Consider the following 25,065-nt stretch of genomic DNA (forward strand, 5'->3'; position numbering starts at 1 on the left):
GGGCTACTCCGCCGCGTGAATTTTCGTCGCGGCATGACGCGTGCGATCGAGATCGCGCGACACGATGCGCAACAGCTCGCCGGCGAGGTTGGAGACGAGTTCAAGATAGGACGTCGCCTGACGCGCGAGATGATTGTAGATGAGCACCGCGGGAATGGCGGCGAACAATCCGATCGCCGTCGCCAGCAGCGCTTCGGCGATGCCGGGCGCGACCACGGCCAGATTGGTCGTCTGCGCTTTCGAGATGCCGATGAAGCTGTTCATAATGCCCCAGACGGTTCCGAAGAGACCGATGAAGGGCGCCGTCGATCCGACAGAGGCGAGCAGTCCGGTGCCGCGCTTGATCGACAGCGCTTCGGCGCGCTCGATTTCCGAGAAGCAACCGGCGATGCGCTCCTTGACGCCCGGCGCAGCGAGAATGTCGGACGAGAGTTTCATTTCGCGCGTCGCTTCGGCGAGAAGCGCCTGCGTGAGGCGATCGCCGCCGCCGAGCGCCAGCCGCGCCTCGGCGAGCCCGCGCGCTTCCGAGAGTCGGCCAATCGCCGACAAAACGCGGGCGCGCGCCCGTTTCAACTCGATTGTCTTGGCCATCAGGATGGTCCATGTCGCAATCGAGGCCAGCAACAGGCCGATCATCACGATCTTCACGACGATGTCGGCGTTGACGAACATCGTCCACACCGAGAGATCGTGAGGCTTGGTCGCCGCAATCGCTGCGTCGAGCGCCTGCGTTCCTTGGGCGGCTGCGCCGCTCTGCGCCATGAGAAGCGCGGTGATGGAGGTCGCGAGAAATTGCAAGAGACTCTTCATGCTTCAGCCCATGTCCGGATCAGATTGTGATAGACGCCCGTCAGTTTGACGCAGGCGGGATCCCCCGCGCCAAGCCGCGCCGTCAACGATTGAATCGCTTGGTCAAGATCGAAGAGCAAAGCGCGCGCCACATTGTCACGAACCATGCTCTGCAGCCACAGAAACGAGGCGATGCGCTCGCCGCGCGTGACGGCTCTGACGAGGTGGAGGCTTGTGGACGGATAGAGCACCAGATCGCCTGCAGGAAGCTTCACTTCCTGTTGCCCGACCCGATCTTCGATCACAAGTTCTCCGCCGTCATACTCATCGGCTTCCGAAAGAAACAGCGTGCACGAAAGATCCGTGCGAATGCGCAGCGGCGTGCCGGGGATGCCGCGGATCGCGTTGTCGACATGCAGCCCGAAATTTTGCCCGACGCGGTAACGATTGAAGAGGGGCGGGAAAATCTTGTGCGGCAGCGCCGCCGAGACGAACATGGACGATTGCGCAAGCGCCTCGAGCACATGTTCGCCGAGTTCGCGCGCGACTTCGCCGTCCTGCGGCAGTTGAAGATTGTTCTTCACGAGAGAGGACTGCGAACCCGCCGTGACTCGGCCGTCCTCCCACGACGCCTTGTCCATGGCCGCGCGAAAAAAAGCCACCTGCTGTTTGGAAAGAACTTCGGGAATGCAAACAAGCATCTGCGCTATGCGTCTCCCCAATAACGGATAAGGTTGTGGTAGACCGTGACGAGCTTGCGCAGATCCGGATCTTCCGAACCGACGCGCGGCGCGAGCTCCTGTATCGATTCGTCCAGATCGCAAACGAGGCTGCGCGCTTCATCAGCGCGGATCATGCTTTGCAGCCACAAGAATGAGGCGAGACGTTGTCCGCTTGTGACAGGCGTCACCATATGGAGACTGCCGGCCGAATAGAGGATGAGATCGCCCGCCGGCGGCTTGAAGCGTCGCGATCCGTAGACGTCTTCAACGATCAGTTCGCCGCCTTCATATTCCTGCGGATCGGAGAGAAGCACGGTTGCGGCGAGGTCCACGCGAATGCGCTCGCCTGTCATGGCGTCGCCGCGAATGGCGTTGTCGACATGCGGATCGAAATGGTCGCCGACGCCGTAGCGATTGAACAGCGGCGGATAGAAGCGCAATGGGACCGCGGTCGAAACGAAGGCGGCATTGGCGAGAAGCGACGAGAGCAGCCGTTTGCCAAGCGCGCGCGAGAGTTCGGAGTCCGGCGGGAGTTGCTGGTTGCGCTTCGCTTCGCCGGCGTTTGCGCCGGCGGTCGAAGCGCCGTCCTCCCATCGGGCCTGCGCCATCGCCTGGCGGAGAACGTCGATCTCCGTTCTTTCGAGCGCGCCTCTAATGTGAGCAAGCACCTGTCCGGCTCCTAGAAGAGGACGCGCGTTTCGAAATAGACGGCGCGGCCGGGCGACATTTGCGCAAATGGCGCGGCGGTCTGATAGAAGGCGTCGTAGATCGTGCGATCGAACAGATTGTTGACGGAGAGCTTCATGGTGATGTTGTCGCCAATCTTGCCTTCCGCGAAAATATCGAAGCGCCAGTAGGACGGCAGGATCGTCGGGACGTTCAAGAGATTCGACGTGGTCAGGTTCGGCAAGCCGAACGCGTTGAACGATGTGCCGCCGTTGGCGACGAGATTGTTGCCGCCATAGATCCTGGAGCGATAGATCGCCTGCCCGCCGAGTTCGAGCACGTCCGGCGCGAGGCCGAGCAGTTCGCCAGCCTTATATTTCGACAGTAGGCTGAACGACTCATGCGCGATATTTGCGAGTTGAAGTCCGATGTTCGTTCGAGCGTATGAACTCGTCACCCGCGAGTCCATCAGCACAAGGCCGCCGAGGATCATCCATTTGTCGGTGATATTGCCCGCCGCCTCGAGATCGACGCCCTGGACGTAATACGCCGCATTGCCGGTGGTGACGCCGGAATTGACTTCCCGTGCGCCGGTGACGTCAGTCTTGAAGAAGGCGGCTGTCGCGAGAAGATGCCTGTCGAACAGCTCCCATTTAAGGCCAACCTCCGCCGCCTTATTGATCTGCGGCGGGAAGATCTGAGCCGCCGTATTCAGGCCGCCGTAGTTCGCCGCGCCGCCGTCGAGCTCCGCGCCGACGGGCGTCGCCGAGGTGGCGTAGGCGGCGTAGGCGCTGACATTCGGCAGCGGTTTGAAGACGACGCCGGCGTTCCAGTTGAAGAGGCCGGAATGATTTGAGGCGAACGTCGAGAGCGTCTCGGTGCGGCTGGTAATGTTGTAATCATCAAAGCGCGCGCCGCCGTTGACGAGCACGACGTCCTGATAGTTCGCGGTCTCGATCAAATAACCGGATTTGGTGTCAACGGCGATTCGTGTCGGATTCGGATTGCGATAGGGCGTGTTCGGAAACGGCAGATAGGTGCACGGCAGATATATGTTGCAGGTGATGGAGTTGCCGACAAAAGGCGTGCTGCCGTTCAACTCGGACGTGAGCCCCTGATAATTGGCGCGCGTCACGCCTTCCCGCGCGAATTCGACGCCGGCGACAAGCGCGTGTTTGACAGGTCCGGTCTCGACTTTGAGCGTCGCTTCCGTCTGGTTGTCCAGCGTGTTCACCACCTGATAGCGGCTTTGCGCGCCAATTCTGACGGTGCCCGCAAAGAGGTCGCCGCCTTGCGCCAACGAACCGATGTAATCCAGAACCGAGCGGCTCTGCCGGAACCGATTGTCGAAGACGAGATTGTCGTTGTAGCGATAGTGGGCGGTGAAGGTGCCGAAATTCTGCAGCGCGACCTGGAAGTCGCGGTTGACGAAACCATACCAGGTGTAGCGAGGCGTGACGCCTTCCGGGAACGGCCGATTCCAGATGCGGTTATATGGCACGCCGAAGTCCGGGAGGCCGTTTTGATAGACGTGCGTATACTGACCGGTGAGCGTCAGATCCGGGAGCGGCTTGAACACCACCGAACCGGCGACGCCGTCGCGATAGTCGGTGATAAAGCTGCGGCCCGCGACATTCGAGTCGTGATAGAGCGCATTGACGCGCACCGCCAGGATCGGACTGATCGACTTATTGACGTCGAGCGTCACGCGCTTCATGTGGTCAGAAAATCCGCCGATCGCTTTCAAATCATAGAAATCGCGGTCGGTCGCCTGTTTCGTGACGATGTTGATCGCGCCGCCCGCCGTTCCGCGGCCGGCGAAGCTTGATCCCGGCCCGCGCAGAATTTCGACCTGCTCGGTATAGAAGTTCTCGCGAATGCTGACGCCGGGATCGCGAACGCCATCGACGAAAATATCGTTGCGAACGTCGAAGCCGCGAATGAAGAAGCGATCGCCAAAGGCGTTGCCGCCTTCGCCGGTGCCCAGCGTCACGCCCGCCACGCTGCGGCCGATATCGCGCAGGGTGAAGGCGTTCTTGTCGTCGAGCACTTCCTTGGTCAACACCGTGATCGTGCGCGGCGTATTGAGCACAGGCTCGGTGAATTTCGTCGAAGACAGGCGGTCGACCTTATAAGGCGCGACCGGATCCGCATAAGGATTGGCGTTCGGCGCCGTGGCCAGGATCGGCAGGCCGCCGGTTCCCGCGCCCTGCCCGCCGCCGCCGGAAGCGCCCGGAGCGCCGCGATGCTGTCCCGCGGCATGCGTGGCGGCGGGCGCATGATGCGCCGGACGCGACGGAGCGGCGGCGATGGGTTTTGGCTTCACCGGCGTCGCCGCCCGAGGCTTCTCCTTCGGCGCGTCGACCTTGACCGGCGGAAGCGTGGTCGAAGCCGATTGCGCGAGCGCCGAGGCGCTGACGCTCGACGCGAGCGCCGCGGCGACGCTGAGCGCCTTTACCGACGTCAGATCCCCCGCGCGAGTCCGTGGCAGCGACCGGGACAATTTTCTAAGAGAGATGGGAGATTTTACGTCGCTCATCGGGAACCGCCAGGGAGGGTCGTGCGTTGTCTTACTTCGCGCTTGCGAAGAGTTGACTGAAGCTAAATTTGGCGATGGCGGCGGTCAATCGAGGAAATAGCTGAATGGAAGTATTGTAATCTGTATAGTTTCAGACAGATATGTTGTAATTTTGGATGATTGTTACTTTTATGTCACAACAGCTAGTTTGGAAACGTTTTAATTCCAAAGTAAGCAGTTTATCCGCGATTACGAAGGGCATCGACACGCGCTTCGCTCGGCGCAGGAAGAAAATGCCCGCCTCCTAGATTTTCCTTAGAGATCTTCGCCCAGGCGCGCTGAACGCGTCGAGGCGCGCTGAGCGCGGCCGGGGACGCCCATGCTCATGCTGCAGCGCAAAAACGGACAGCCCTCAAAAGGAGATTTTGGGTCGAGGCGACCGCCTCAACCGCTTCGGGCGGCCTGCCGGCGCGCGCTCCACGGGTTCTTGGCCCAAAAACGGCACGCGCCTTGCTTGGTTTGACCTTCCGTCAACGTAAGCGAGGCTTCCGTGCAACGCGTCTTGGAGACGGCAGAAGTCGTTGAAAGTAAGCGAGTTTTCGTCGTCGATGGCAGTGATGAAGCGCCTGCGGCGATCGAACGTATGCTTTGCGACACCTATGAGGCGCATAAGTTGGAGAGCGCAACCGGCGCGCTCAAAAAGGTCAAACAGGTGCAGCCGGACCTCCTGGTCCTCGCCGAAGGCGTTATTCGCACGAATGGCGTGGATCTTATCCAGGAATTTCTGGCGCGTATTCCCGAAGCCAAAATTCTGGTCATCGTTGATCAGATTTCTAGCGGTTTTGGCCAGCATTGCGTCGCGGCCGGCGCGCACGGCTTTCTTGCGATGCCGATGCAAGCGGAACGCCTTCGCGACAAGGTCAGCGCATTGCTGAGGGCGAAGACCTATGACCGTCAGCGGGCGCGGCGCAGAAGGTAATCGCTGTTCATTTCAGGAGAGGACGCTATGGAGCCTACGATTGCGCCGATCGAGGATGCGGCTGAACGCGCGAAGCTGGAGGTCGCGATCAATGATTGCGTGCGCCGGTTTTACGCCAAGGGCGCCGAAGACCCGCTCTTGGGGCCGATATTTACGGCGATACCCGGCCTGGACGAGCATATGGGGATCGTCGCGAATTTCTGGTCGCGGACGCTGCTCGGCACGGACCGTTACCAGGGTCATCCCTTCGCCGCACACATCAATTTGCCGATTGAGCCCGCCCATTTTACGCGCTGGCTCGAACTGTTTCGCGAAACCGCCAGTGAAACTTTGCCGGAGACGCAGGCCGAGCAGGCGATCGCCAAAGCCGCCCACATGACCCAATGTTTCCAGTCGGGCCTTTTTCCCTTCACCGGGGCCGACGGAAAGCCGTCGCGCGTTCCTGCACAGTAGCTTCCATCGGCCGCCTGCGGCCGCTAGTCGACGGCGATCATGACGTCCGACGACTTGATGACGGCGTTCACCTTGGCCCCCTCGCGGAGCCCGAGTTCGTCGACGGATTCGTTGGTGATCGCGGCTGTGACCGTCAATCCGTTGACGTCGATCGTCACATGCGCCGTGGTCGCGCCCTTCTGGATATGCTTGACCGTTCCGGGAAGGCAATTGCGCGCGGAAATCTTCATGCCGTCGGCTCCTAAGAGTTGGTGTCGGTTATGCCTCCCCACCCGACGACGCCAGACGTCCTGCGGCGGCGGCGCAATCGCCGCGCCGCCCGCTTTCCTTCGATGAAATGGGACTGCACGATCCCGCCTATATCACCCGCGACGGGCGGCGCATACCAATAGGCCTTCCGCAAAACGACCAAGATTTGCCCAGACTGACGAAACTCCGGGCAATCGCGAACTCCCCGTCAAATCCGGCCTTTGCCGCGCGTCAGCCGCAACAGCATTGAACCCGGATCGCCGGCGACCCGACGCGCGACCACGCGGATCGCGCGGGTCGGCGTCTCGCAGCGTCGACGAACTCCAGTCGGCTCCGGCGTCCGCGAGAAGGTCGAACGTGAATTTGCGTGGCTCTCTTGTTCGGAGCTTGCGGACGAACGCCCGGGTCGCGATCAAATTTGAAGTTAGGAAGCGCGCTGGGAGAATTGCGCGCGACAACCGCGCCGCGGCGGCGAAATGCCGCATAAGACACTGAAACGCCTGTAATTCAGCCCTCGGCTTGCTATGTTGTGCATGGCGCTGGCGCAGCGCGGGCCGTCGCGGGCGTCGTCGGAGAGCGCCTTTTGGATTTCAGCCAAAGCTCGGCTATCGCGCGCCGCCATTCGACCGGGCGGCGGCGCCGGAGGAGACGGCAGAAGGCGCAAGAACTGATCAAGGACACGCGTCAACGGCAATGTCGTTTAAGCCGTAGACCTTTGTTTTTATGGCATCAACGACTTAAGGACCGCATGGCACAATGCTTGCGTCAAAAAATTCGAAAACACCCACGCATGTCGTGAGGCTAAAACGTATGGGTTTGCAGCTGGCAGGCGGCGCGTGCGCGCCGAAGGCGCGCGAATTCGACGTGAGAGACACCGCTCTCGTCGGCATCTACGAAATATCGAAGCTCCTGGCGTCGCCAAATCGTTTGGAACACACGCTCGCAGGCGTGCTGGCGCTGCTCTCGAGCTTTCTGGATATGCGACACGGCTTGATCGCGCTGCTCGGCGCGGACGGCGAACCTGAGGTCGTGGTCGGCTCCGGCTGGAGCGAAGATTCGGCCAAGCGTTTCTTCGACCGGCTGCCGGAACGCGCCGTGGGGCAGATCGTCGCGACGAAAATGCCGCTCGTCGTGGAGAATGTCGCGGCTTCGCCGCTCTTCCAAGGCTCCGACTTTTCCGAATGGGGGCCGACCGACGGCCGGCCGTTCTCGCTGATCGGCGTCCCCATCAAGGAGGGCGACGCCGTCGTCGGCACGCTGACGGTGGATCGCGTCTACGACGACCGTTCGGTGACTCTGTTCGATCATGACGTGCGGTTCCTGACGATGATCGCCAATCTCGTCGGACAGACCTTGCGATTGCACAAGCTCATCGCCCGCGACCGCGAGCGTTTGATGCAGGAGAAGGCGTGGCTCGAGAAAGGCGACCGCCTTCCGCATATCGAGACCAAGATCAGCGGCATTAACGGCGTCGTCGGCAACAGCCCGGCGCTGCGGGCGGTGATCGAAAAAATCCGCGTCGTCGCCAAGGCTAAGTCCACCGTGCTTCTGCGCGGCGAGTCCGGCACGGGCAAGGAGTTGTTCGCGGCGGCGATCCACAATCTCTCGCCGCGCCGCGCCAAACCCTTCGTCAAGCTCAATTGCGCGGCGCTCCCGGAGAGCGTGCTGGAATCGGAGCTCTTTGGCCACGAGCGCGGCGCCTTCACCGGCGCGGTGAATATGCGCAAAGGCCGTTTCGAGCTGGCCGACGGCGGCACATTGTTCCTGGACGAGATCGGCGAAATCACGCCGGCCTTCCAGGCAAAGCTGCTGCGCGTGTTGCAGGAGGGAGAATTCGAGCGGGTGGGCGGCACGCGCACCCAGAAGGTCGACGTTCGACTCGTCTGCGCGACCAACAAAAACCTCGAAGAGGCGGTCAAGCGCAACGAATTTCGCGCCGATCTGTATTATCGCATCAGCGTCGTCCCCATCTTCCTGCCGCCTTTGCGCGACCGCAGGGGCGACCTAGAGCCCCTCGCCAATGAGTTTCTGCGCCGCTTCAACGCCGAACAAGGCGGAAGGCTCAGCTTCTCGGAGTCGGCTCTGCATGTTCTCAACGCCTGCGCCTTCCCCGGCAATATCCGAGAGCTCGAGAACTGCGTGTTCCGCACCGCGACTCTGGCGCAGGGGAGCGTCATCACCGACAGGGACTTCTCCTGTCGCAACGACGGTTGCCTCTCTTCAGTGCTTTGGAGCGGTTCGCTGGAGCGTTCGCCCCTTCCCGCTCCCGTCGCGAGCCTGCCGAGCATCGCGCCGCCGCGCGACCGTCCGCCTGCGCCACCCGTCGTTCCGACGAGTGAGCGCCCTCCCGTCGAGTCTGCGCCCGAACCCTGTCCCGGCGCCGAAAATTGCGGCGTCGCCGAGCGCGACTCGCGTTCGGACCGAGACCGTCTGATCGACGCCATGGAGCGCGCGGGCTGGGTCAAAGCCAAGGCCGCGCGGCTGCTTGGGTTGACCCCGCGCCAGATCGGCTATGCGCTGCAAAAGCATGGCGTCGAAGTCAAGAAATTCTGAACTTCGCGTCAGCGGCTGGATTCCCCAGGAGGAATGGACACAAGGGGCGCACAAGGCCTGAGCCTTGGCGCGCGCCCTGGACGCGACTGCGCCGCCTTCTCAGCACTCGCCCGCGTCGATTGAAACGTCTGCGATCGTTTCGCCCTTATTGTCCTTCAGAGAATATCTGATGATCGTGCCGCTGGTGCGATGCTGCGGCATTGTCAGACACACGCGCTCCTGCAGCTGGGCCTTCAATTCGGTGAGCTTCTTTTCGTTGCCGACGAGGGTTCGAGCCGCCTCGTCGTCGACGACCGTATAGCTGTAATTGAAGATATTGCCCGGCCCCGCCGTCGTCTTGTCCAGGCGAACGCCGTCACTCACCATTTCGGGAAGCGTCGCATTCACTTCCGCCGCTTCCTGCTCCAATGTCAGCGACAGCGGCGCCAGATCCTCATCGTCGGAAAGGCTCTCCCGATATTGCCTGGCGAATAGGAACGCCGCCACCACGACGGCTACCGCCGCGGCCGCTTCCAGAATATCCGTCCAAGACTTCTTGTCCCCCTCGTCCCTCACAGCCTGCCTCGCTTTGAACCTCCGGCGATTTTGTCTCGTCGAAGCGCCTTTCGCAAGGCGGCCCAAAGTCAGCGCACTTTGAACTCGCCATTCGTGAGCTTCATCTCGGCGGGCTTAATGAGGTTCGAATGCGCGACAATGACGGAATGGAGCGGACCGTCGAGACTGCGCATCCAGAAATCGAGGAATTTGCGAAGCTCCGGAAAATCTGGATGGAGATCGTATTCCTGCCAGACGTATGACTGGATGATCTTGGGGTAGTCCGGCAGGCGATAAAGAATATTTGCCGTCGTCAGGCCATAGCCTTCGAGCTGCAGACGGAAGCCGCTTGACGCCATGCCCATCTCCTCGCGCTTCGATTTGCTCCAGATTAGAAGCAAATTTTTCGAGAGCAAGCGCCTTGGAAGATAAAGGCTTTCAAAAACAAAGTGCTAGCAACATGGATGGGCGAGTGACAAGCCTCTGAGGCGTTCCGCCGCCGGACGCAGGTCGATCAGAACATGAAAAGCGGCGCCGCCATGTTGACGGCGCCGGCTTCCGCGCACCGGATTTCTCGCGCGATTCCGCTGCGCCTCGGTTCTCGACGATGCGCACTCAACGCCGAGTTGGCGCCGCCGAGAAAATCAGGTCAGATCTCAGCAGATTCGTAGCTGGTGATTTCCATACCGACGCAGATTTCGACGATTGTGGGTTGCGTCCAAGCCATGACGTTGCTCCTCCAATTTGCATCCGCCGACAGAGCGGCTTCGATTGAGCATATTCAGCGATCCGCAGCCTTTCACCTTCAAACTTTCGTCATTTGGCCTTCCGAAATTTCCCGACGTCGACGAGCGCCCGGAGGTCGCCGACTCACTCGCCAAAGTCACGCAGCGGAATTGACGCGACGATCCGCGTGCCGCCGGACGTCGGCCGTTCGATGCGTTGCGCCCCGCCGAGCGCGCGCACGCGCTCGCTCATGCCGAGCAGCCCCATGCCTGGCGCAAAAGACTCAGGAATTCCGACGCCATTGTCCTCGATCGTGATCTCGAGTTGCGGCGGCGTTTCGGAATCCTGCTCATGCGCGCCGGCGTCCAGACCGAATTCCAGCGTGACCGCGCCCCTCGTCGCGCCGGAATGCCGAAAGATGTTGGTGACGCCCTCCTGCACGACGCGATAGGCGGCGAGCGCGGTCTCCTCGTCGAGCGAAGACAGGTCGTGGCGGACGACGAGACGCAAATCGACCTCGGGATGAGTCAACGCCCAGGACGCGAAGAGAGCCTTGAGCGCCGACTCCAGACCAAGCTCTTCGAGGCCCTTTGGCCTCAACCGGCCAAGCAGATCTCTAAAGAGCGACTGCAGCGACTCGCTCGCCTTGTCGATCGTTGCGCTCAACTGCCTCAGTTGGCCGATGTCGGCCGACGGATGCGACAAAAGCTCCTGGAGCGCCGCCGACGTGGCGCGTATGGAAAACAGACAGGGCCCCGCCTCATCATGCAGATCGCGCGCGATCTCCTTGCGTTCGTCCTCTTGCACCTGAATCAGCCTGTCGACGAGTTTGCGATTTTCCTGCTTGACGCGATCGAGCGTGGCGCCGAGCGAATTCAGCGCGGCCGCGATCGATCTGAATTCCGTCGCCCCGACGGGCGAGAGACGCACGCCGCTCTCTCCCGCCTCCAATTGCGCAAGGCCGGACTTCAACGCATCAAAAGGCGCAAGCGAGTGGCGCAGAAACAGAAGCACCAGAGTCAGGAAGACGATCGTGACCGCGAGGCTGATGGCCGCAAGCCACACCATGTCCGACCAGATCTCGCCGAGTTCATCGAAGGGGTTCGAGATCACCACAATATTGCTGTAAGCGCGGCCGCCGATAATGACGGGGATCGTCATCACCCTCGGCGCGGCGCCGACCAGCCTCACAAACCATTCCGGAACGTCGCGATCGGAATGACGGATCTTTTCCAGCCAGTCTCTGGGCGCGGTTTCATTCGGAGCAAGGATCTCCACATCCGCATGGCGCAGGTTGCCCAGAGAGGCATAGAGACGCCGCAGAGAAGGACTGGGATCTTCGTTTTGGGGAAGATTGGCTATCGTCGCCAGGACAACTTCCCGCATCAATCTGAGATTGCTTCCCGCTTCCGCGCGCACGCGCGGACCGGCGTGAAGAAGCTGAATCGCAAGATTGCTCAGCAATGTCGCGACAAGCACGACGCCGATCAACCCGCCCAAGCTCGCTTTAAGCGAAAAACCGCGCATGATGAGCGCCCTTGTTCGCCGTGCAACGCTTTACCGTTGACGTTTCGCACGCATTCGATGACAAGACGAATGGTTCGCACAACATAAGTTCTAGCTCTCAAACAAGCGAAAAAGGATGCGCGTTCTTATCGTCGACGACCACCCTATGGTGATCGAGGGCTGCCGCGGCATGCTGTCGGGACAAAAGGACATCGAGGTGCTCGAGGCGCGCAACGCCGACGAAGCTCTCGAAGCCTGTGCGTCAGTCATGCCCGATGTCGTGGTGCTCGACATCAATCTGCCCGGCGTCTCGGGCTTCGAACTGCTGCGCCGGATCCTGAAGCGGGACGCGAACGCCAGGATCATCGTCTTCACAATGAATGACGACCCGGTCTTCGCGGCGCGCGCGATCGAGGGCGGCGCACGCGGCTATGTCGCGAAAAGCGAGGATCCGCGGATCTTCATCAAGGCGATCCGGGCGGTGGCGGCGGGCGAGCGCTACCTTTCGAACACGCTCGCGTTGAAGCTCGCTTTCGCGGACCAGGCCCGCGCGAGCAATCCTCTCGACGCGCTGAACGGCCGCGAGATCGAGATCCTGCGCAACCTCGCCGACGGCAAGGACATGACGGAGATCGCGCATATCCTCAAAGTCTCCTACAAGACCGTCGCCAACAATTGCATTCTCCTGATACGCAAGCTCGGGGCGCGATCGAAGGCGGATTTGTTGCGTATCGCCGTCGAGAACAAGGTCGCGATGAAGCTCGTCTAGACATCGCTATCTGAATTGCTTTTGCGTCCGATAGCGCGCGGCGAGCATGCGCAGCGCGTCGTCGCGCGCCGCGCCGCTGTGGCGCAGATTGTAATAGTGCTGGCATAGCTCGCCATAAGTCTGCTTTTGACCTGCCGCCGCCGCAACCTCGACGAGCGCATTGATCAACTGCGCAAAATCCTCGGCATGGCCGTCCGCCGCAAGCATCTGCCCGATTTGCGCGGTGCGATTGGCGAGCATGCGGTCGGTTTCCAGAAAATGCGCGCGCGCCGACAGCAAGGCTGAGCGGATGCGCTCCACCGCGGCGTCGCGCTCGTGAACCGCAGCGCCGGCCTCGCGCTGCGCGAGCCAGAGCGCAGGCTCCGTGTGATCGGTCGCCCGCAACCAGACGTCAGCCTTGTTGCGCGCGTCGACCTCGATCGCGTCATCCTGTTCGGCGCTGCGCCGCTCCTCGCCGCAAGAGGCGACGAGCGCGCAGACGCCTGCAAGGATGACCGCCGTTCGAAGGCGTCCAGAACGCATCGCGCACCGCTATTTCCCTTCGACCTTCTTCTTCAGGCCTTGAAGGCCATCGTGCAGGTAGCTCGTCATCGCTTCGCGCGCAGCGTCGTCATTCAGGTTTTCCGGCGGCTCGTTGCTCGTATCGCCGCGATAGAGTCGGCCATACCACTTTACCAAACTTCCGCCCGCCGCCGCTGGCTCGACCGTGAATGTGACGGTGTAGGAACTGACAGGCATGGCGTCGAGATTGGGATCCGACATGCGCCAGGACATTTTGAACGCCGCAGGATCATATTCGTCGAGCCCTTCCTTCAAAATGCCGCCCTTCTTGAAGGTCACTTCGCGTTCGGCGCCGGCGGCGTCGCCGCCTTGGGCCTTGACGCTCTGAACGTAGGGATGCCAGTTGGCGAGGCCGTCGAATTTCCCGGCCACGGCCCATATGGCCTGGGGATCGGCGGCGATGACGATCGACTCATCGACCTTGATCGGCGTCGGTCCATGCGCGAGCGCAGGCGCGCAGATCAACAGCGCGAAAAGTCCCAGCAGCGTTCTCATTTGGATCTCCCTTGTTGCGGATGGCGGTTGGATGAAACGGCGCGGCGCGCTTGAGCGAACGCCTGCGCGAGCAAGGTCGCCGCGGCGGCGAAGAAGGAAAAGATGGCGGCCGCGACGCCAAAGAACGGACGCAGATCAAGCGCCGCTTCGCGCGGCCGGACAGAGGCGACGGCGGCGTAGTCCGTCCACAATCGCTTGCCGTTCTCGAGATGCGCGTAGGTCAGGCCCGTTTTTTCGGCGAACGACCGCAGGTAGTCTTCCCTGACGGACGACAGGTGCTCGACGCCGACCGCCGCCGTCGCGCCGAAGGGCGCGTTGCGCGCATTGTAGCCGTCGCGCCGTTCTGCGCCTTCCGGCGGCAAGCCGAAGCGGCTCTCGTGCGGAACGTCGGCGACGCCGAGAAACCCGATTTCCCGGCCTCTGTCGTCAAATTTCGGGATGGGCGAAAGCTCGTAGCCGCCGACGCCAATGAGAAGGCCGCGCACTTCTCCCGCCCGCCCTTCAAACGTCGGCGCGCCGCGCGCGGGAAGCGGCGGCGCCTCTTGACCGTCGGTGAAAAACAAGAGATCGCTCTTCACATCGCGCGCCATGGCGATTGCGCGGAAATAGCCCGCTGAAATCCGACTGTCGCCTTCCCACGCCATGCGCCAGTCGAGCGAATCGATCGACGTCTGCAGCGGCGTGAAATCGGCGCAGACGTCGATCGGATCGAAGAGGAGAAACGGCCTGCGTTCGCTGAAAACGGCGAGAGCGACATGCGACGGACAGGGCAATTCCGCGATCATGACGCGCAGCGCCGTTTTCACCGCCTCGAGTCGGCTGACCGGCCGGCCGGACGCCGCGTAGTCACGGACATTCATGCTGCCGGTGATGTCGACGACGGCGAGGAAATCGAATGACGGGCGCCGGACCATGATGCGCGGCGCCAGCAAGGCGACGATGAGCGACAGCGTCGCCAAGACAAGTAGAACGAGTCGGGGATCGCGCACATCCGGGCGGATCATGGCAGGCCCTTCGGCTTGCCGGGGATATCGGTCCAGAGCTTTTTCGGATCGGCGCTCAGTTCATCGCCGCTCTTTCTCTCGAAATCCGGAAAATCGCGGACAAGCCGCGCCGCGACGTCGAGATTGAATTTCGCGTCCCAATAGTCGGGCGCAAGCTGCAGCGCGCGGCGATATTCGCGCTTGGCGAGATTGACGAAGGGATTCGCCGCTTCGAGTTCGGAGCGCTGGATCTGGTCGAAGGCCTTGCGCAGCAGCGCGTTCCCCAAGAGATAATGTCCCCGCGCGCGAATCCCGTCGCCGCCGCTGCGATCGAGCGCCTCCACTGAAGCGCGCGCGTGATCGACGTCATTGCGCGCCGCGAGAAAGGCGATGCGGGCGAGAAGCGCTTCGGGCCTGGCGTTCGCGTCCACGGCGATGTCGCGCCCCTCGTCCAGCGCCTCGATCGCGTCATTGGCGGCGACGGCGTTGCGCCATTCGGTGAGAAAGGCGGCGGCCGCCAGGACGAGCACAAGACAGAGCGCGACCAGAAGCGATGATCGCGCGTCGCGCCAGAGGGCGTGCGCCTTGTCGCGAAGGATCACGATCCACGTCGCGAAAACCGTCATCGCGCGCGGCCTCCGACGCCCAGTCGAACTTCGGCGAGCTTTGCGGCGAGCAGCAGCGCGGTGGCGGCGAGCGCGAGCGCGAAGGCCCAGGCGCTCAGATCCGTGCGCGGCAATGTCTCGACGTAGCGGACGGGATGGCGCTCGAGCCGGTCGATTTGCTTTAGCGCCTGCGCCGTCGCCTCGGGACTTTCAGCCTCGAAGGCCCGGTAAGCGACTCCAAGTGATTTGAAGAAGAGATCGAGATGACGCTCCGGCGCGGCTTGCGGCGATTCGTCTTCCCCCGACGACTGGTCGGCGATGCCCCTGCTGCCCTCCGTGCGCAGAAACAGCCAATAGAGACCGACATTGGTTTTTCTGAATTCGGCCCTGAGGTCGTCACGCAGCTTCGGATCGATGACGCCGGCGCCGTCCGAGATGAGCAGGATCGCCCGCGACAGATCCGCCTCGCTCGTCTTGAACATCGACAGCGCCATCGCAAGGCCGCGCGCGATATTCGTGTAATCGAGGCCGGGACGGTCGATTGCGTCAATGGCGGCTTCGGTCGCGCCGATATGAGCGGAGATCGGCGTCACCAGCATCGGCGCCGTAGAAAACGCCGCGACGCCGACGAGGTCGTGTCGGCGCGCTTCAACGAACCGCTTGAGAATGCGTTTCGCCGCCGCCGCCTTCGATTCTTCGTCGCCGGACGGCGTTCGGCCCGCGAAGGTTTCGTTCATGCTGCCGCTGCGGTCGATCAGCATGACGATCTGCGCGCCTTCGGCGAAGCGCTCCACCGCCGCGCCCGCCGCATATGGCCCTGCCGCGCCGACGAGGCTTGCGGCGATCGCGACGACGCCGCCGATCGTCAGAACGCCGCTGACGAAAGCGGAACCCGTGTCGGCGGGCGCTGCAAGGAGCGAAGAAATCGTCGCGCCGCGCAGAACCGTCCGCAGCAAGGGAAGCAATGCGAGCGGCGCCAGAAACAGCGGCTCAACATGGTCGAAGCCGAAACCGCTCACGCCGAGCGCTCCTGCTTCGCGAGCGCGCGCACGAATTGCGCGAGCTGCGCGGCCTGAAAATCGCCGTCAGACGCCTGCCCGCCGAAGAAGCGCCGCTGCGAGGCTGCAAAAAACCGCTCGAGATCCGCTCTCAGCGGCGCAAATTCCGGATGCTTGCGCAGGAAGTCGGAAATATCTCCCGAAAGCAGCGATCCGCCATTGGCGGTATCGAGCGCGCGATGCACCGATTGGATCGCTTCACCGAAATCGTGGCCGCCGGACTCAACACGCCAACGGGAAAATTCGTTGGCGAGCGCGGAGAAGACCCGCGTCTTGCGACGCCGGAAGGGCGGCCAGGCGCGATCGCGCGCAACGAGAGCAAGCGCCAGCAGAGCGGCGCCGCCTGCGCCGATGGCAAGATTTCGCGGCGCGGCTTCGTCGATGAAAGCCGTCGAACCGTCGGGCCGCAGATAGTCCTCAGCGCGCTCCTGCTTCTTCGGCGCAATCTCCCTGAGGGGAGAGACGCCGACGCTCCACGCGGGAACTTTGACGGTCTCAGCGCCTGTGGCCGTCGTGATGGAAATTTCGAATCCGGGGATTTCAATGTCGCGCGCGTCGAGCGCGACGTAGAAATTCTGATACGTGAGCTCCAGACGCCACAAGCGCTGACCCTCTCCTGACGATTCGCGCAGCGAGACGTCGCGGAGATCGAGCGAACCCGTCAGCGGGCCCGGGTGCGGCAGCGAGGCGCGAGAAAGCGTGGCGCCGGCCGGCGCCGAAACGTCGACGCGCGCGCGGATGAGGTCGCCCACGAAATAGCCGAACGGCCGCGCCGAGCGGATTCGCGCCGTCGTCTCCTGCGCGACCGCCGGAAGAGTCGTCGCGAGCAGGAGAGCGACGCAGGCGAAGCGCATCGCCGACCTCACGCCGCCGTCAGCCGAGCGCTGAGATCGTCCGGATCGAAGCCGTCCACGATAAAAATCGGCGCGCGACTGCGCAGCGTCGAGAGACGGGCGAGACTGCGCCGGCGGGCGTTCTCCACGTCGATCCAACGCCGTTGCAGCGTCGGTCGCATCAACAGGAACCGACGACGGCCGCTCTCGCTGTCCCAAAGCTCCAGCGTTCCCCATTTTGGCGGCGCGGTTTCCAGCGAATCGATCAGCACGAGCGGCGCGACATCGTGCAGCGCAAGCGCGTCGAACGTCTGTTCGATGAGCCGCTCGGGCCAACGGAAGTCGGAGATCAGCAACACGAGCTTGCGCGCGACGCCGAGCGCCGCCGCCGCGGCGAGCACGCCTTCGGCGCCCGATCCGCGCGGCGCCTCTTGACGCAGCCTCGCGACGGCGGCGAGCGCCGCGCGTCTCGACCGCGTCGCGGAAAGCGTCGCCCGATCGACCACCGCCTGATTGCAGGCGACCAGGCCAAAGCGATCGCCGATGCGCGTCGCCGAATAGGCGAACGCTGCGCAAAGATCGACGGCCACATCAAATCGGCTGACGGCGCCGACGAAACCCATCGACGCGGAAAGATCCACCAGCGCATAGACGTCGATGGCGGCCATTTGCTCGAAGCGGCGCACATAGGTTGCGCCGAACGGATCGCGCAGCGTTGCGCGGACGTCGATTCGGCGCGCGTCAGGATAGCGCATGAACGGCGCCTGGTCGCGAAAAACGCCGAAACCGCCGACCTCGCTCGACGTATGCGCGCCGACGTGATTGGCGGCATAGCGCCCGCGCGGCCGATAGAGGATGTCGACGACGCCGTTCATGGCACCGGCGTCGCGTCGAACGCCGCGTGACACAGGCGCTTGACGATGTCGTCGCCGCGCAGCGCATGGATCGGATTGACGAAGATGCGATGCGCCATGACTTCGATGAATATGTCGCGCACGTCTTCGGGAATGAGATAATCGCGCGCCTCGAGCCAGGCGCGCACGCGCGCCGCCCGCACCAGCGCCGCCAGACCGCGTGGACTCGCGCCGCCCTTCACGAGGCTGTCGACATCGACGTCCGGCAGCGACACGCCGGCCGAACCGGGCTCTACGAGAGCCTGCCAGAGCTTGAGCACATAGCGTTCCAGCGCCGCGCTGGACCGCACATGTCTCTGTATCGCGCGCGCGACGGCGGGGATCTCGCGATAGTCGAAAGCCGCCGAACCCACGCATTCGATCAGCGTCTCCATATCATGGAACGCCGGATCGAAGACCAGTCTGCGGCGCGCCTCTTCATCGGCGGGCGCAGCCATAGGAATCTCCATAAAAAATCTGTCGCGCGCGGCCGCGGGTAATTCGAACGTCTCCTCGCGCTCCACCATGTTTCGATCGGCGAAGACGCTGAGATAGGGGAAATGATGCACGCGGTTGAACGCCGACACGCTTCGCTCGGCCATGAGCCGAAGCAGCAGCGAGTGAACCTGGGGACGCGCACGGTTGATCTCATTGAAGAAGAACACCGGCAGCGTCTCGGCCAGGCGCAGCAGCTCCGAGGGATCAACTCGCGGGCGACCGTCCGCGCCAATGTAGGTATGATAGAGAATGTCGCTCGGCATCATGTCGACCGTGCCCTCGACGCGAGCGAAGTCGCCGCCAAGCGCGCGCGACACTGAACGCAACAGCGTCGTCTTGCCGACGCCGACGTCGCCTTCGATCAGCACGTGGCCGCGCGCAAAAATGCAGATTGTCGTCAGCCGGACGACGCGCGGCTGACCGATAACCGCCTTCTGGATTTGCCCTTCGAACGCAAGGGCGCGCTCGCGCCATTCCGAAAGCTTCAGGAGGTGCAGCGTTTCGTTCAAGACCCGACCTCAGCGCGCCCAAAATCAAAAATGCGACCACGATCTCGGGAATGGGCCGACGCGCTATTGTCGAATACGCCGGCTCCAGATCGTGGCCGCTGGAATCATCGCGCTTTGTCGCGATGAAGCTTATTGAGCGATCTTGCTTACGTCATATTCCCAGCTGCCGGTCTTCTTGAAGTTCGCGACCCGCTTCTTGTTGCGCTCTTCCATGCCCTGAATCGACGCCTGCTGTTTGGCGAGCTCCTTCGGATCGTGCTTCGGGTCATACTTCGAACCCTCGACCTTTTCCGGGAATCCGGGTTTGGGCTCCCAGCAATTGCCAGCCGCCTTGCATTTGGTGCCGTCATAGGCCAGCGCGCCGCCCGCGCCGAACAAAATGCCGACGGTGAGCGCCGCGGCGAAATGCATCTTACGCATCCGTGTTTCCTCCGTTGATTTGAGGCTTGCGCCTCAGTGCTTGCGCCCCCGGCGACGGCGGCGTGAAACCTACTTCGCTTTTGGTGGGCACTTGCCCGGCGGATTGTCCGGCAGCGTCTCGTGGCCCGCATAGGGCTTGAAAGCCTTGCGCTGATCGTCCGTCAGCCAGGTCGCTTTCTGCGGATCGTCCTTGAAGAGATGCCTCACCCAGGCCATGACCTGCAGCATCTCGTCGAGCGTCAGGTTCTGATACTGTGGGCCCATCGACGCCTGCGCGCCGCCATAGATCGTCGAAAAGAACCCTTCGTCGGTTTCATTCTGCGGATAGGTCCAGTAATCGTCGTTGAGGCCGGGGCCGATCTTTCCTTCGCCGAGATGCCCGTGACACCCTGAGCACGCGGAAAGAAACAGCTGTTCGCCCTGCTTCAGGCAGCTTGCATCCTCGTTGTAGGGATTTTTGCCCGTCGCCATGAATTGCTTGACGCCTTCCGTGTCTTTTCCCTCGGGCAACGCGTCGTCGAAGTTCAGCACTTCGCCGGTGATCGTATTGCGGAACGTAATTCCTGCGGTTTGCGCGATGGCGCCGAGCGCGATGAGCGAAGCCGCAGCGCCGACGAGAGACAGGGACAGTCCTTTGTTGCGTTTCAACACTTAATTTTCGTCCTGTTTGTTGGCATGCGCGCGCGGCGCATTCATTGACCGACGGGAAGAAGGGGAACGCCTTCCGCCTTGAGAATTTCATCGATTTTCGGACGGGCGGCGACGAGCGCCTTGTCGACTTCCGCCAACAAGGCTTTGTCGTCGCGCCGCACCGCGATCGACTGGTCGAACCGCTGCGGCACGTTTTCGCCGCTGCTCTTCACCGCGTCGTCTTCGATCAGCGTCATGCGCAAGGGAGTCGCCGACCCCTTGACATAGCGCGCGACGTCAGGCGCGAAACCGACCGCAATGTCGGCGGCGCCGCTGATCACCTCGCCGACCATGCGGCCGGGATCAATCTGCGTGTACTGATTGCGCGGCGATTTGAAATTCACCAGCGAATAGAGATAGGCCATGTTGTCTTCATACTGGCCCATATCTTTGAGCAGCGTTTCGCCGGGAGAACCGAACGCCACGACGATGTGGCCAAGCTTTTTCAAGCGCGGATCGGACCAGGATGCGATGTCAAGGCCGCGATCGGCGCGGCTGACGAAGACATAGCCGGTCCGATAATAGGGCTTCGATGTCGCCACGCGCGGATCGCCGGCGTCGAGGCCGATGATGACGTCGCAGAGATTCTTGTCGAGAGAATCGCGCACGAGATAGATCGCCGGCCGTTGCGACCAGACGAATTGCGCCTTGCGTTTCATCGCGTCGGCGAGCGCCACGCCGATCCTGTTCTCAAGACCGGAGCCGTCTTCCATTGACAGCGGCGGCTGATTCTTCGCCGCGCAGATGCGAAGCGTATTGGGATCGGGCGGCGGAGCCTGTTCGGCCGTGGGCGCGGCGTTCGATCCGGCGTCGCTGGAGCCGCCAAAGGAGGCGCCCTGCGCGCCGACGGTCGCGAAAGCGACGAGGAGCGCGCCGCCAAAGCCGAGGGACAAGCGAGTGATGCGCGACATGATTCTATTTTCCGTGATCAATTCGATCGCCTGCTCGGACGCACGGGGGCGCATCCGAGCAGGCTTCTCACAACCCTCTTGAGGGTGGAGCGATCGATGGAGCGGCCGGCGATCAGTTCGCCTTGTATTCGCCGAGACTCAGATCGTCGTAGGGACCCTTGCCGTTAAGCGAGAACACCATCACGCCGCCGCCCATCTGGGTATAGTTGGCGAGTTGCTTGAAGGCGCCGACCGCGCCGAGACCCGCCGTCGGATCCTGGAGGTCGAACACGAGGCCGACTCCCGGCCAACCGCCGACGCCATACATGATGGCGACATATTCAACGCCATTGTGCTGGTAGACGATCGGGTGGCCGATGACTCCCGACGGCAGCTTGAACTTCCACAGCAGTTCGCCGGTGTCGCTGTGACGGGCCTTGATGAAGCCGTCGAGCGTTCCGTAGAAGACGACGTTGCCGGCCGTGGCGGCGGTGCCGCCCCACACGGCGAAGCGCTCCATCTTCTCCCATTTGAACTTGCCGGTGATGGCGTTGTAGGCCTTGATCTGGCCGAGGCCTTCACCCTTCTGACGATCGCCCTTCGGACCCGGATACATGTTCAGCGTCGCGCCGACGAAGAACTGACCCGCGCGATAGGGAAGCATGAAGGGCTCCCAGTCCATGCAGATGTGGTTCACGCCGAGGAAGAACAGCTCCTTGGTCGGATCGTAGGAGTCGAGGCCCTGGTTGTGATAGCCCATCGCCGACGGGCAGACGTCCTTGGCGAGATGGTCCATGCGCGTGCCATATTCCGGATCGCGCACCGGCAGGCCGCTCTTCAGATCGACCTTCTTGAAGACATTGACCGTGTCGTCGATCTTGTCGGCGGAGATCAGCGTGCCGTCGGTGCGATCGAGCGTGTAGACGATGCCGTTGCGGTCGGGATGGGTCAGCAGCTTGCGCGGCTTGCCGTCCTTGTCCTTCTGCTCGCTGAGCATCATGAAGTTGATGCCCGCATAGTCCCATTCGTCATGCGGCGTCTTTTGATAGCCGAACTTCGCCTCGCCCGTATTGAGGTCGCGGCCCCAGATGGTCATCGTCCATTTGTTGTCGCCCGGCCGCATGGTCTCGTTCCACGGGGCGGGATTGCCGCTGCCGTAATAGACGAGATTTGTGCCCGGATCATAAGCGAACCAGCCCCAGTTGGTGCCGCCGCCGATCTTCCAGGCGTCGCCTTCCCAGGTCGCGGTGCCGAGACCCTTCTGACCATAATGCGGATTGGCCTTGTTGAAGTCGTCGCCGATCAGCACGTCCGAATCGGGACCCGTCGCATAGGCGCGCCACTTCTGTTCGCCGGTGCGCACGTCATAGGCTGTCATATAGCCACGCACGCCGAGTTCGGCGCCCGAGCTGCCGATGAGCACGATGTCCTTGTAGATGTGCGGAGCGACGGTCAGCGTCGAGCCGACCTTGAAGTCGGAGTTTTCGATTTTCCAATATTCCGCGCCGGTGTCGGCGTTCAGCGCGACGACATGGCCGTCAAGCAGCGTCTTGACGACGAGCGACGGCGTCTTTCCGTCGCCGGGCCAATACGCAAGGCCGCGATTGACGATGTCGCAGCAGGCGACGGCGCGCGCGGCGGCGTTCTGCTTCGGCTTATGCTGCCAGAGAATGCGGGTCGGATCGTCAAGATTGAGGGCGAAGGTGTTGTTGGGGAAGGACGTATGAACATACATCTTGCCGTCGATGACGATCGGCGACCCTTCGTGGCCGCTCAGCAGGCCGGTCGAGAACGACCATGCGACCTTCAGATTCTTGACATTGTCGGCGTTGACCTGGTTCAGCGCGCTGTAGTGATTGGCGCTGTAGTTCTTTCCCTGCATGGCCCAGTTGTTTTCGCTCTTCGTCAGAGCTTCGAGCTTGTCCTCGGCGACCGCGGCGGACATCGTCACCACCGGCGCCGCGATCAGCACGGACAACAAGGACACGGAATTCAGCAGTTTCCTCATGGACGAGTCCTCCTGCAACGTCGCCCGGACGCCTTCACGGCTTCTTGGACGGCGACGTCGCCTCGCAGATAGACGGCCAAAATGCAGCCGTCATGGGTTATCGACGGTCGCTTAGTCCCGCTGCGCATCGGCGCAAATTCGGGATGACGATCCGCGGGCATATAAGTTTATGCGCTCGGCCGAGTCTTCACGATTTATCGGTAATGTGTCTCGGGAATGATCGGCATATACGTTCCCGATGCTTCCCGGCGCCTTGGCGCTTGACGAAGATTCGCGCACGGATTTTGTTGACGGAATCGCCTTCGCTGCATTTAGAGAACAAATCTTGGACGCTCTTACGCCGAGCAATTCGCCTGCATCCCCAACGCGCGCCTTTCCGCTCACGCTGCGCCGGTCTGGAATTCGTCGCGGCACGGTCGCCGTCATGCTGATTCTCGCCGTCGCAATGGCGGCCCGCGTCGGCGCAAGAACAGCGCAGGCGGCGCTATATCCGCGCGACGGCCGTCAGGCGATGACAGAGGCGGACATGGCTCGCTTCGCCGGCGCCGGCGTTCTCATGTGCTATTCCGAATTCGGAACGCTGGAGCGCGCCGCCGCCGCATGGCTGATCGGCGCACATGATCTCGTCGTGATGAATGCGCATAATTTCGTCGACCGGCGTCTCGCGCCGACGCATCCGGTGACGAATTGTTTCTTCAGGATTGCAGGCGGCGACTATTATTTCGATGAAGACAGCCTGCGCATCGGCGCCGCCGTCGAGTCGAAAGGTCTGCACATCACCGACGACTGGGCGTTGCTGCAGCTGCTGCAGTCGACGCCCGAGGCGGTCAAACCCCAGCCGGCGCCGGACGTGAGCGACATCGTCACCGGCGCGCGTTTCAAAGTCGTGATGGTCTCTCCGGCCGGACATTCAAATACGCGTCTCGCCGCGACGACCGAGTCCTGCGACGTCTATCGCGTCGATGAGCCGACCGAGGGCCACGTTCGTCGCGTGCGTCACGACTGCAACGACGGCTATGGCGGTTCCGGCTCCGGCCTCTTCACCGAAGACGGACGTCTGATCGCCATGCACAGCGCCTCGCTCGATATGAATCAGAAGCGGCCGTTTGACGTTGAGACGCATTACGGATCTGCGATGCTGTTCGAAGGCGAACTCGCCAAGGCGATCCGCGACGCGGCGTCAAAACCGCGATAGCTCATTCCTTCGGCGGAAGGGTTCGAATCCAGGCGACGAGCGCGTCGAGATCGTCACGCGACATCTTCGAGAAATGCGCTTTCGCGAGCGTCGACATCGGCGGCCTGAGCGGCGCGCCGTCGCGCGACAGTCCTTGTGTGATTGCGCGTTTCAGCGCCTCATCCGACCACGCGCCGACGCCCTTCGCCGGATGGGACGTGATGTTGGAGGCGACGACGACGCCGGCGGCGTTGTGGAAGATTTTGCCGCCCGCGCCGAGACGATTGCGATAATCTGGCGCGCCGTCGACCTCGGCGCTGTGACACGACATGCAACGCGCGAGTGAGGCGACATAGAGTCCCCGCGTCTGTTTGTCCGCGAGCGACGTTTCGTCGAAGGGCGCCGCCGCTCCCGGCATCGGGTGAGGCGCCCATTCGCCATTGCGCTGCTGCGGCGCCTGAAGCGGCGCGCGCACCGGCGCGGCGGCGCGCAGAAAGCCGATAATCGCGTCGAGATCGCGCGTCGTCAGCGGCTTGTAGGAGTCGGACGGCATGACCGGCGCAAGACGATTGTCCCGACCGACTCCGTCGACGATGGCGGCGCGCAATTCTTTGTCCGTCCAGGCGCCGACGCCGGTCTCAACGTCCGGCGAGATGTTCGAACCCCGCACGACATAGGTCGCCTGGGAGAATGTCTGCGCGCCGCCGGAAAAACGACGGGAAAGATCATAGCCAGAGGGTCCGCGCGGCGTATGGCAATTGTCGCACGCCGTCAGCGCTCCGACGAGATAGCGGCCGCGTTCGAGATCCGCCGCCGCATTCGCAGGCGGGCTGATCGGCCAGAACGCAAGCAGAGCGACCGACATGGCGAAATGCGAGGAGAGACGATCGATGCGCATGTTCAAGACGCGTCGGCGAGAGATTCGGCGCTCTTAACCCAGGTCGCGCGCCGGGTCTTGCGGAAAAAATCCTGATCGTTTCAGGA

27 protein-coding genes are annotated in these 25,065 nt (G+C 62.5%); 5 read left to right on the forward strand and 22 right to left on the reverse strand.

Annotated elements, in window-relative coordinates:
• Positions 1 to 3 precede the first annotated feature (3 nt).
• Genes exbB through AB7F41_RS00445 form a run of 4 tightly spaced genes read right to left on the reverse strand, consistent with a single transcriptional unit; the run spans position 4 to position 4,716 of the window.
• Positions 4 to 810, reverse strand: coding sequence for a tonB-system energizer ExbB (exbB, locus tag AB7F41_RS00430; protein ID WP_428384244.1), 807 nt, complete (start codon positions 808 to 810; stop codon positions 4 to 6).
• The gene (locus AB7F41_RS00435) at positions 807 to 1,490 is read right to left on the reverse strand and encodes a Fe2+-dependent dioxygenase (RefSeq protein WP_428384242.1); all 684 of its coding nucleotides are present in this window, start codon (positions 1,488 to 1,490) and stop codon (positions 807 to 809) included. Before AB7F41_RS00435 ends, exbB begins: the two co-directional genes overlap by 4 nt.
• Positions 1,491 to 1,495: 5 nt before the next feature.
• Positions 1,496 to 2,179 carry a Fe2+-dependent dioxygenase gene (locus AB7F41_RS00440; RefSeq protein ID WP_428384240.1) on the reverse strand — a complete coding sequence of 228 codons (684 nt, stop codon included), beginning with the start codon at positions 2,177 to 2,179 and terminating at the stop codon, positions 1,496 to 1,498.
• Positions 2,180 to 2,190: 11 nt separating this feature from the next.
• A complete protein-coding gene (locus AB7F41_RS00445) occupies positions 2,191 to 4,716 on the reverse strand; it encodes a TonB-dependent receptor (RefSeq protein WP_428384238.1) in 2,526 nt (841 codons plus the stop codon).
• A 529-nt stretch (positions 4,717 to 5,245) separates the two neighbouring features.
• Here AB7F41_RS00445 and AB7F41_RS00450 point away from each other — a divergent pair.
• Positions 5,246 to 5,674, forward strand: coding sequence for a response regulator (locus AB7F41_RS00450; protein ID WP_428384236.1), 429 nt, complete (start codon positions 5,246 to 5,248; stop codon positions 5,672 to 5,674).
• 27 nt (positions 5,675 to 5,701) lie between these two features.
• On the forward strand, positions 5,702 to 6,127 hold the full coding sequence (locus AB7F41_RS00455; RefSeq protein ID WP_428384234.1) for a group III truncated hemoglobin: 426 nt from the start codon (positions 5,702 to 5,704) through the stop codon (positions 6,125 to 6,127).
• A gap of 23 nt (positions 6,128 to 6,150) precedes the next feature.
• Here the strand turns inward: AB7F41_RS00455 and AB7F41_RS00460 are convergent, their stop codons facing one another.
• Positions 6,151 to 6,357 (reverse strand): TOBE domain-containing protein, encoded by a 207-nt coding sequence (locus AB7F41_RS00460; protein WP_428384232.1) that lies wholly within the window; start codon positions 6,355 to 6,357, stop codon positions 6,151 to 6,153.
• A gap of 829 nt (positions 6,358 to 7,186) precedes the next feature.
• Here AB7F41_RS00460 and nifA point away from each other — a divergent pair.
• Positions 7,187 to 8,929 (forward strand): nif-specific transcriptional activator NifA, encoded by a 1,743-nt coding sequence (nifA, locus tag AB7F41_RS00465; protein WP_428384230.1) that lies wholly within the window; start codon positions 7,187 to 7,189, stop codon positions 8,927 to 8,929.
• A 99-nt stretch (positions 8,930 to 9,028) separates the two neighbouring features.
• Here nifA and AB7F41_RS00470 read toward each other — a convergent pair whose 3' ends face one another.
• The 4 genes from AB7F41_RS00470 to AB7F41_RS00485 form a co-directional block, all read right to left on the reverse strand.
• Positions 9,029 to 9,484, reverse strand: a complete 456-nt coding sequence (locus AB7F41_RS00470) for a hypothetical protein (protein WP_428384228.1) — start codon at positions 9,482 to 9,484, stop codon at positions 9,029 to 9,031.
• A 68-nt stretch (positions 9,485 to 9,552) separates the two neighbouring features.
• Positions 9,553 to 9,822, reverse strand: a complete 270-nt coding sequence (locus AB7F41_RS00475; protein ID WP_428384226.1) for an usg protein — start codon at positions 9,820 to 9,822, stop codon at positions 9,553 to 9,555.
• A 290-nt stretch (positions 9,823 to 10,112) separates the two neighbouring features.
• The gene (gene pqqA / locus AB7F41_RS00480; RefSeq protein WP_428384272.1) at positions 10,113 to 10,190 is read right to left on the reverse strand and encodes a pyrroloquinoline quinone precursor peptide PqqA; all 78 of its coding nucleotides are present in this window, start codon (positions 10,188 to 10,190) and stop codon (positions 10,113 to 10,115) included.
• Positions 10,191 to 10,333: 143 nt separating this feature from the next.
• Positions 10,334 to 11,716, reverse strand: a complete 1,383-nt coding sequence (locus tag AB7F41_RS00485; RefSeq protein ID WP_428384224.1) for a histidine kinase — start codon at positions 11,714 to 11,716, stop codon at positions 10,334 to 10,336.
• Between the two features lie 115 nt (positions 11,717 to 11,831).
• Between AB7F41_RS00485 and AB7F41_RS00490 the strand changes: the two genes are divergently transcribed.
• The gene (locus tag AB7F41_RS00490; RefSeq protein ID WP_428406402.1) at positions 11,832 to 12,464 is read left to right on the forward strand and encodes a response regulator transcription factor; all 633 of its coding nucleotides are present in this window, start codon (positions 11,832 to 11,834) and stop codon (positions 12,462 to 12,464) included.
• 6 nt (positions 12,465 to 12,470) lie between these two features.
• Here AB7F41_RS00490 and AB7F41_RS00495 read toward each other — a convergent pair whose 3' ends face one another.
• The 12 genes from AB7F41_RS00495 to AB7F41_RS00550 all read right to left on the reverse strand — a co-directional run bounded on the left by AB7F41_RS00495 (position 12,471) and on the right by AB7F41_RS00550 (position 22,907).
• On the reverse strand, positions 12,471 to 12,986 hold the full coding sequence (locus AB7F41_RS00495) for a hypothetical protein (RefSeq protein ID WP_428384220.1): 516 nt from the start codon (positions 12,984 to 12,986) through the stop codon (positions 12,471 to 12,473).
• Positions 12,987 to 12,995: 9 nt separating this feature from the next.
• Positions 12,996 to 13,520 carry an SRPBCC family protein gene (locus AB7F41_RS00500; RefSeq protein ID WP_428384218.1) on the reverse strand — a complete coding sequence of 175 codons (525 nt, stop codon included), beginning with the start codon at positions 13,518 to 13,520 and terminating at the stop codon, positions 12,996 to 12,998.
• Positions 13,517 to 14,524: a vWA domain-containing protein gene (locus AB7F41_RS00505; protein WP_428384216.1), complete on the reverse strand. Its 1,008-nt coding sequence runs from the start codon at positions 14,522 to 14,524 to the stop codon at positions 13,517 to 13,519. Before AB7F41_RS00505 ends, AB7F41_RS00500 begins: the two co-directional genes overlap by 4 nt.
• On the reverse strand, positions 14,521 to 15,129 hold the full coding sequence (locus tag AB7F41_RS00510) for an MxaK protein (protein ID WP_428384214.1): 609 nt from the start codon (positions 15,127 to 15,129) through the stop codon (positions 14,521 to 14,523). The genes AB7F41_RS00505 and AB7F41_RS00510 overlap by 4 nt, the downstream gene beginning before the upstream one ends.
• Entirely contained in the window at positions 15,126 to 16,127 is a 1,002-nt protein-coding gene (locus AB7F41_RS00515) for a vWA domain-containing protein (RefSeq protein ID WP_428384212.1), read from the reverse strand. The genes AB7F41_RS00510 and AB7F41_RS00515 overlap by 4 nt, the downstream gene beginning before the upstream one ends.
• Positions 16,124 to 17,032, reverse strand: a complete 909-nt coding sequence (locus tag AB7F41_RS00520; RefSeq protein ID WP_428406403.1) for a nonribosomal peptide synthetase MxaA — start codon at positions 17,030 to 17,032, stop codon at positions 16,124 to 16,126. Before AB7F41_RS00520 ends, AB7F41_RS00515 begins: the two co-directional genes overlap by 4 nt.
• Positions 17,029 to 17,874, reverse strand: coding sequence for a DUF58 domain-containing protein (locus tag AB7F41_RS00525; RefSeq protein ID WP_428384209.1), 846 nt, complete (start codon positions 17,872 to 17,874; stop codon positions 17,029 to 17,031). The genes AB7F41_RS00520 and AB7F41_RS00525 overlap by 4 nt, the downstream gene beginning before the upstream one ends.
• Positions 17,871 to 18,899 (reverse strand): AAA family ATPase, encoded by a 1,029-nt coding sequence (locus AB7F41_RS00530; RefSeq protein ID WP_428384207.1) that lies wholly within the window; start codon positions 18,897 to 18,899, stop codon positions 17,871 to 17,873. The genes AB7F41_RS00525 and AB7F41_RS00530 overlap by 4 nt, the downstream gene beginning before the upstream one ends.
• 129 nt (positions 18,900 to 19,028) lie before the next feature.
• Positions 19,029 to 19,319, reverse strand: coding sequence for a methanol dehydrogenase [cytochrome c] subunit (locus AB7F41_RS00535; protein ID WP_428384206.1), 291 nt, complete (start codon positions 19,317 to 19,319; stop codon positions 19,029 to 19,031).
• A 69-nt stretch (positions 19,320 to 19,388) separates the two neighbouring features.
• Positions 19,389 to 19,970: a cytochrome c(L), periplasmic gene (gene moxG / locus AB7F41_RS00540; protein WP_428384204.1), complete on the reverse strand. Its 582-nt coding sequence runs from the start codon at positions 19,968 to 19,970 to the stop codon at positions 19,389 to 19,391.
• A 41-nt stretch (positions 19,971 to 20,011) separates the two neighbouring features.
• Positions 20,012 to 20,920: a methanol oxidation system protein MoxJ gene (gene moxJ / locus AB7F41_RS00545; protein WP_428384202.1), complete on the reverse strand. Its 909-nt coding sequence runs from the start codon at positions 20,918 to 20,920 to the stop codon at positions 20,012 to 20,014.
• A 112-nt stretch (positions 20,921 to 21,032) separates the two neighbouring features.
• Entirely contained in the window at positions 21,033 to 22,907 is a 1,875-nt protein-coding gene (locus AB7F41_RS00550; protein ID WP_428406404.1) for a methanol/ethanol family PQQ-dependent dehydrogenase, read from the reverse strand.
• Between the two features lie 325 nt (positions 22,908 to 23,232).
• Between AB7F41_RS00550 and AB7F41_RS00555 the strand changes: the two genes are divergently transcribed.
• Entirely contained in the window at positions 23,233 to 24,102 is an 870-nt protein-coding gene (locus AB7F41_RS00555) for a trypsin-like serine peptidase (RefSeq protein WP_428384198.1), read from the forward strand.
• 1 nt (position 24,103) lies between these two features.
• Here AB7F41_RS00555 and AB7F41_RS00560 read toward each other — a convergent pair whose 3' ends face one another.
• Positions 24,104 to 24,979: a c-type cytochrome gene (locus AB7F41_RS00560; RefSeq protein WP_428384196.1), complete on the reverse strand. Its 876-nt coding sequence runs from the start codon at positions 24,977 to 24,979 to the stop codon at positions 24,104 to 24,106.
• Between the last annotated feature and the right edge of the window lie 86 nt (positions 24,980 to 25,065).

This window comes from Methylocystis sp. (assembly GCF_050251305.1).
Lineage (GTDB): Bacteria > Pseudomonadota > Alphaproteobacteria > Rhizobiales > Beijerinckiaceae > Methylocystis.

Coding starts and splice junctions, on each gene's coding strand:
- exbB (WP_428384244.1), bottom strand. CDS start 810: ATGAAGAGTCTCTTGCAATTTCTCGCGACCTCCATCACCGCGCTTCTC.
- AB7F41_RS00475 (WP_428384226.1), bottom strand. CDS start 9,822: ATGGCGTCAAGCGGCTTCCGTCTGCAGCTCGAAGGCTATGGCCTGACG.
- AB7F41_RS00490 (WP_428406402.1), top strand. CDS start 11,832: ATGCGCGTTCTTATCGTCGACGACCACCCTATGGTGATCGAGGGCTGC.
- AB7F41_RS00445 (WP_428384238.1), bottom strand. CDS start 4,716: ATGAGCGACGTAAAATCTCCCATCTCTCTTAGAAAATTGTCCCGGTCG.
- pqqA (WP_428384272.1), bottom strand. CDS start 10,190: ATGGCTTGGACGCAACCCACAATCGTCGAAATCTGCGTCGGTATGGAA.
- AB7F41_RS00460 (WP_428384232.1), bottom strand. CDS start 6,357: ATGAAGATTTCCGCGCGCAATTGCCTTCCCGGAACGGTCAAGCATATC.
- AB7F41_RS00455 (WP_428384234.1), top strand. CDS start 5,702: ATGGAGCCTACGATTGCGCCGATCGAGGATGCGGCTGAACGCGCGAAG.
- moxJ (WP_428384202.1), bottom strand. CDS start 20,920: ATGTCGCGCATCACTCGCTTGTCCCTCGGCTTTGGCGGCGCGCTCCTC.
- AB7F41_RS00510 (WP_428384214.1), bottom strand. CDS start 15,129: ATGACGGTTTTCGCGACGTGGATCGTGATCCTTCGCGACAAGGCGCAC.
- AB7F41_RS00435 (WP_428384242.1), bottom strand. CDS start 1,490: ATGCTTGTTTGCATTCCCGAAGTTCTTTCCAAACAGCAGGTGGCTTTT.
- AB7F41_RS00500 (WP_428384218.1), bottom strand. CDS start 13,520: ATGAGAACGCTGCTGGGACTTTTCGCGCTGTTGATCTGCGCGCCTGCG.
- AB7F41_RS00535 (WP_428384206.1), bottom strand. CDS start 19,319: ATGCGTAAGATGCATTTCGCCGCGGCGCTCACCGTCGGCATTTTGTTC.
- nifA (WP_428384230.1), top strand. CDS start 7,187: ATGGGTTTGCAGCTGGCAGGCGGCGCGTGCGCGCCGAAGGCGCGCGAA.
- AB7F41_RS00550 (WP_428406404.1), bottom strand. CDS start 22,907: ATGAGGAAACTGCTGAATTCCGTGTCCTTGTTGTCCGTGCTGATCGCG.
- AB7F41_RS00505 (WP_428384216.1), bottom strand. CDS start 14,524: ATGATCCGCCCGGATGTGCGCGATCCCCGACTCGTTCTACTTGTCTTG.
- AB7F41_RS00525 (WP_428384209.1), bottom strand. CDS start 17,874: ATGAACGGCGTCGTCGACATCCTCTATCGGCCGCGCGGGCGCTATGCC.
- AB7F41_RS00560 (WP_428384196.1), bottom strand. CDS start 24,979: ATGCGCATCGATCGTCTCTCCTCGCATTTCGCCATGTCGGTCGCTCTG.
- AB7F41_RS00495 (WP_428384220.1), bottom strand. CDS start 12,986: ATGCGTTCTGGACGCCTTCGAACGGCGGTCATCCTTGCAGGCGTCTGC.
- AB7F41_RS00485 (WP_428384224.1), bottom strand. CDS start 11,716: ATGCGCGGTTTTTCGCTTAAAGCGAGCTTGGGCGGGTTGATCGGCGTC.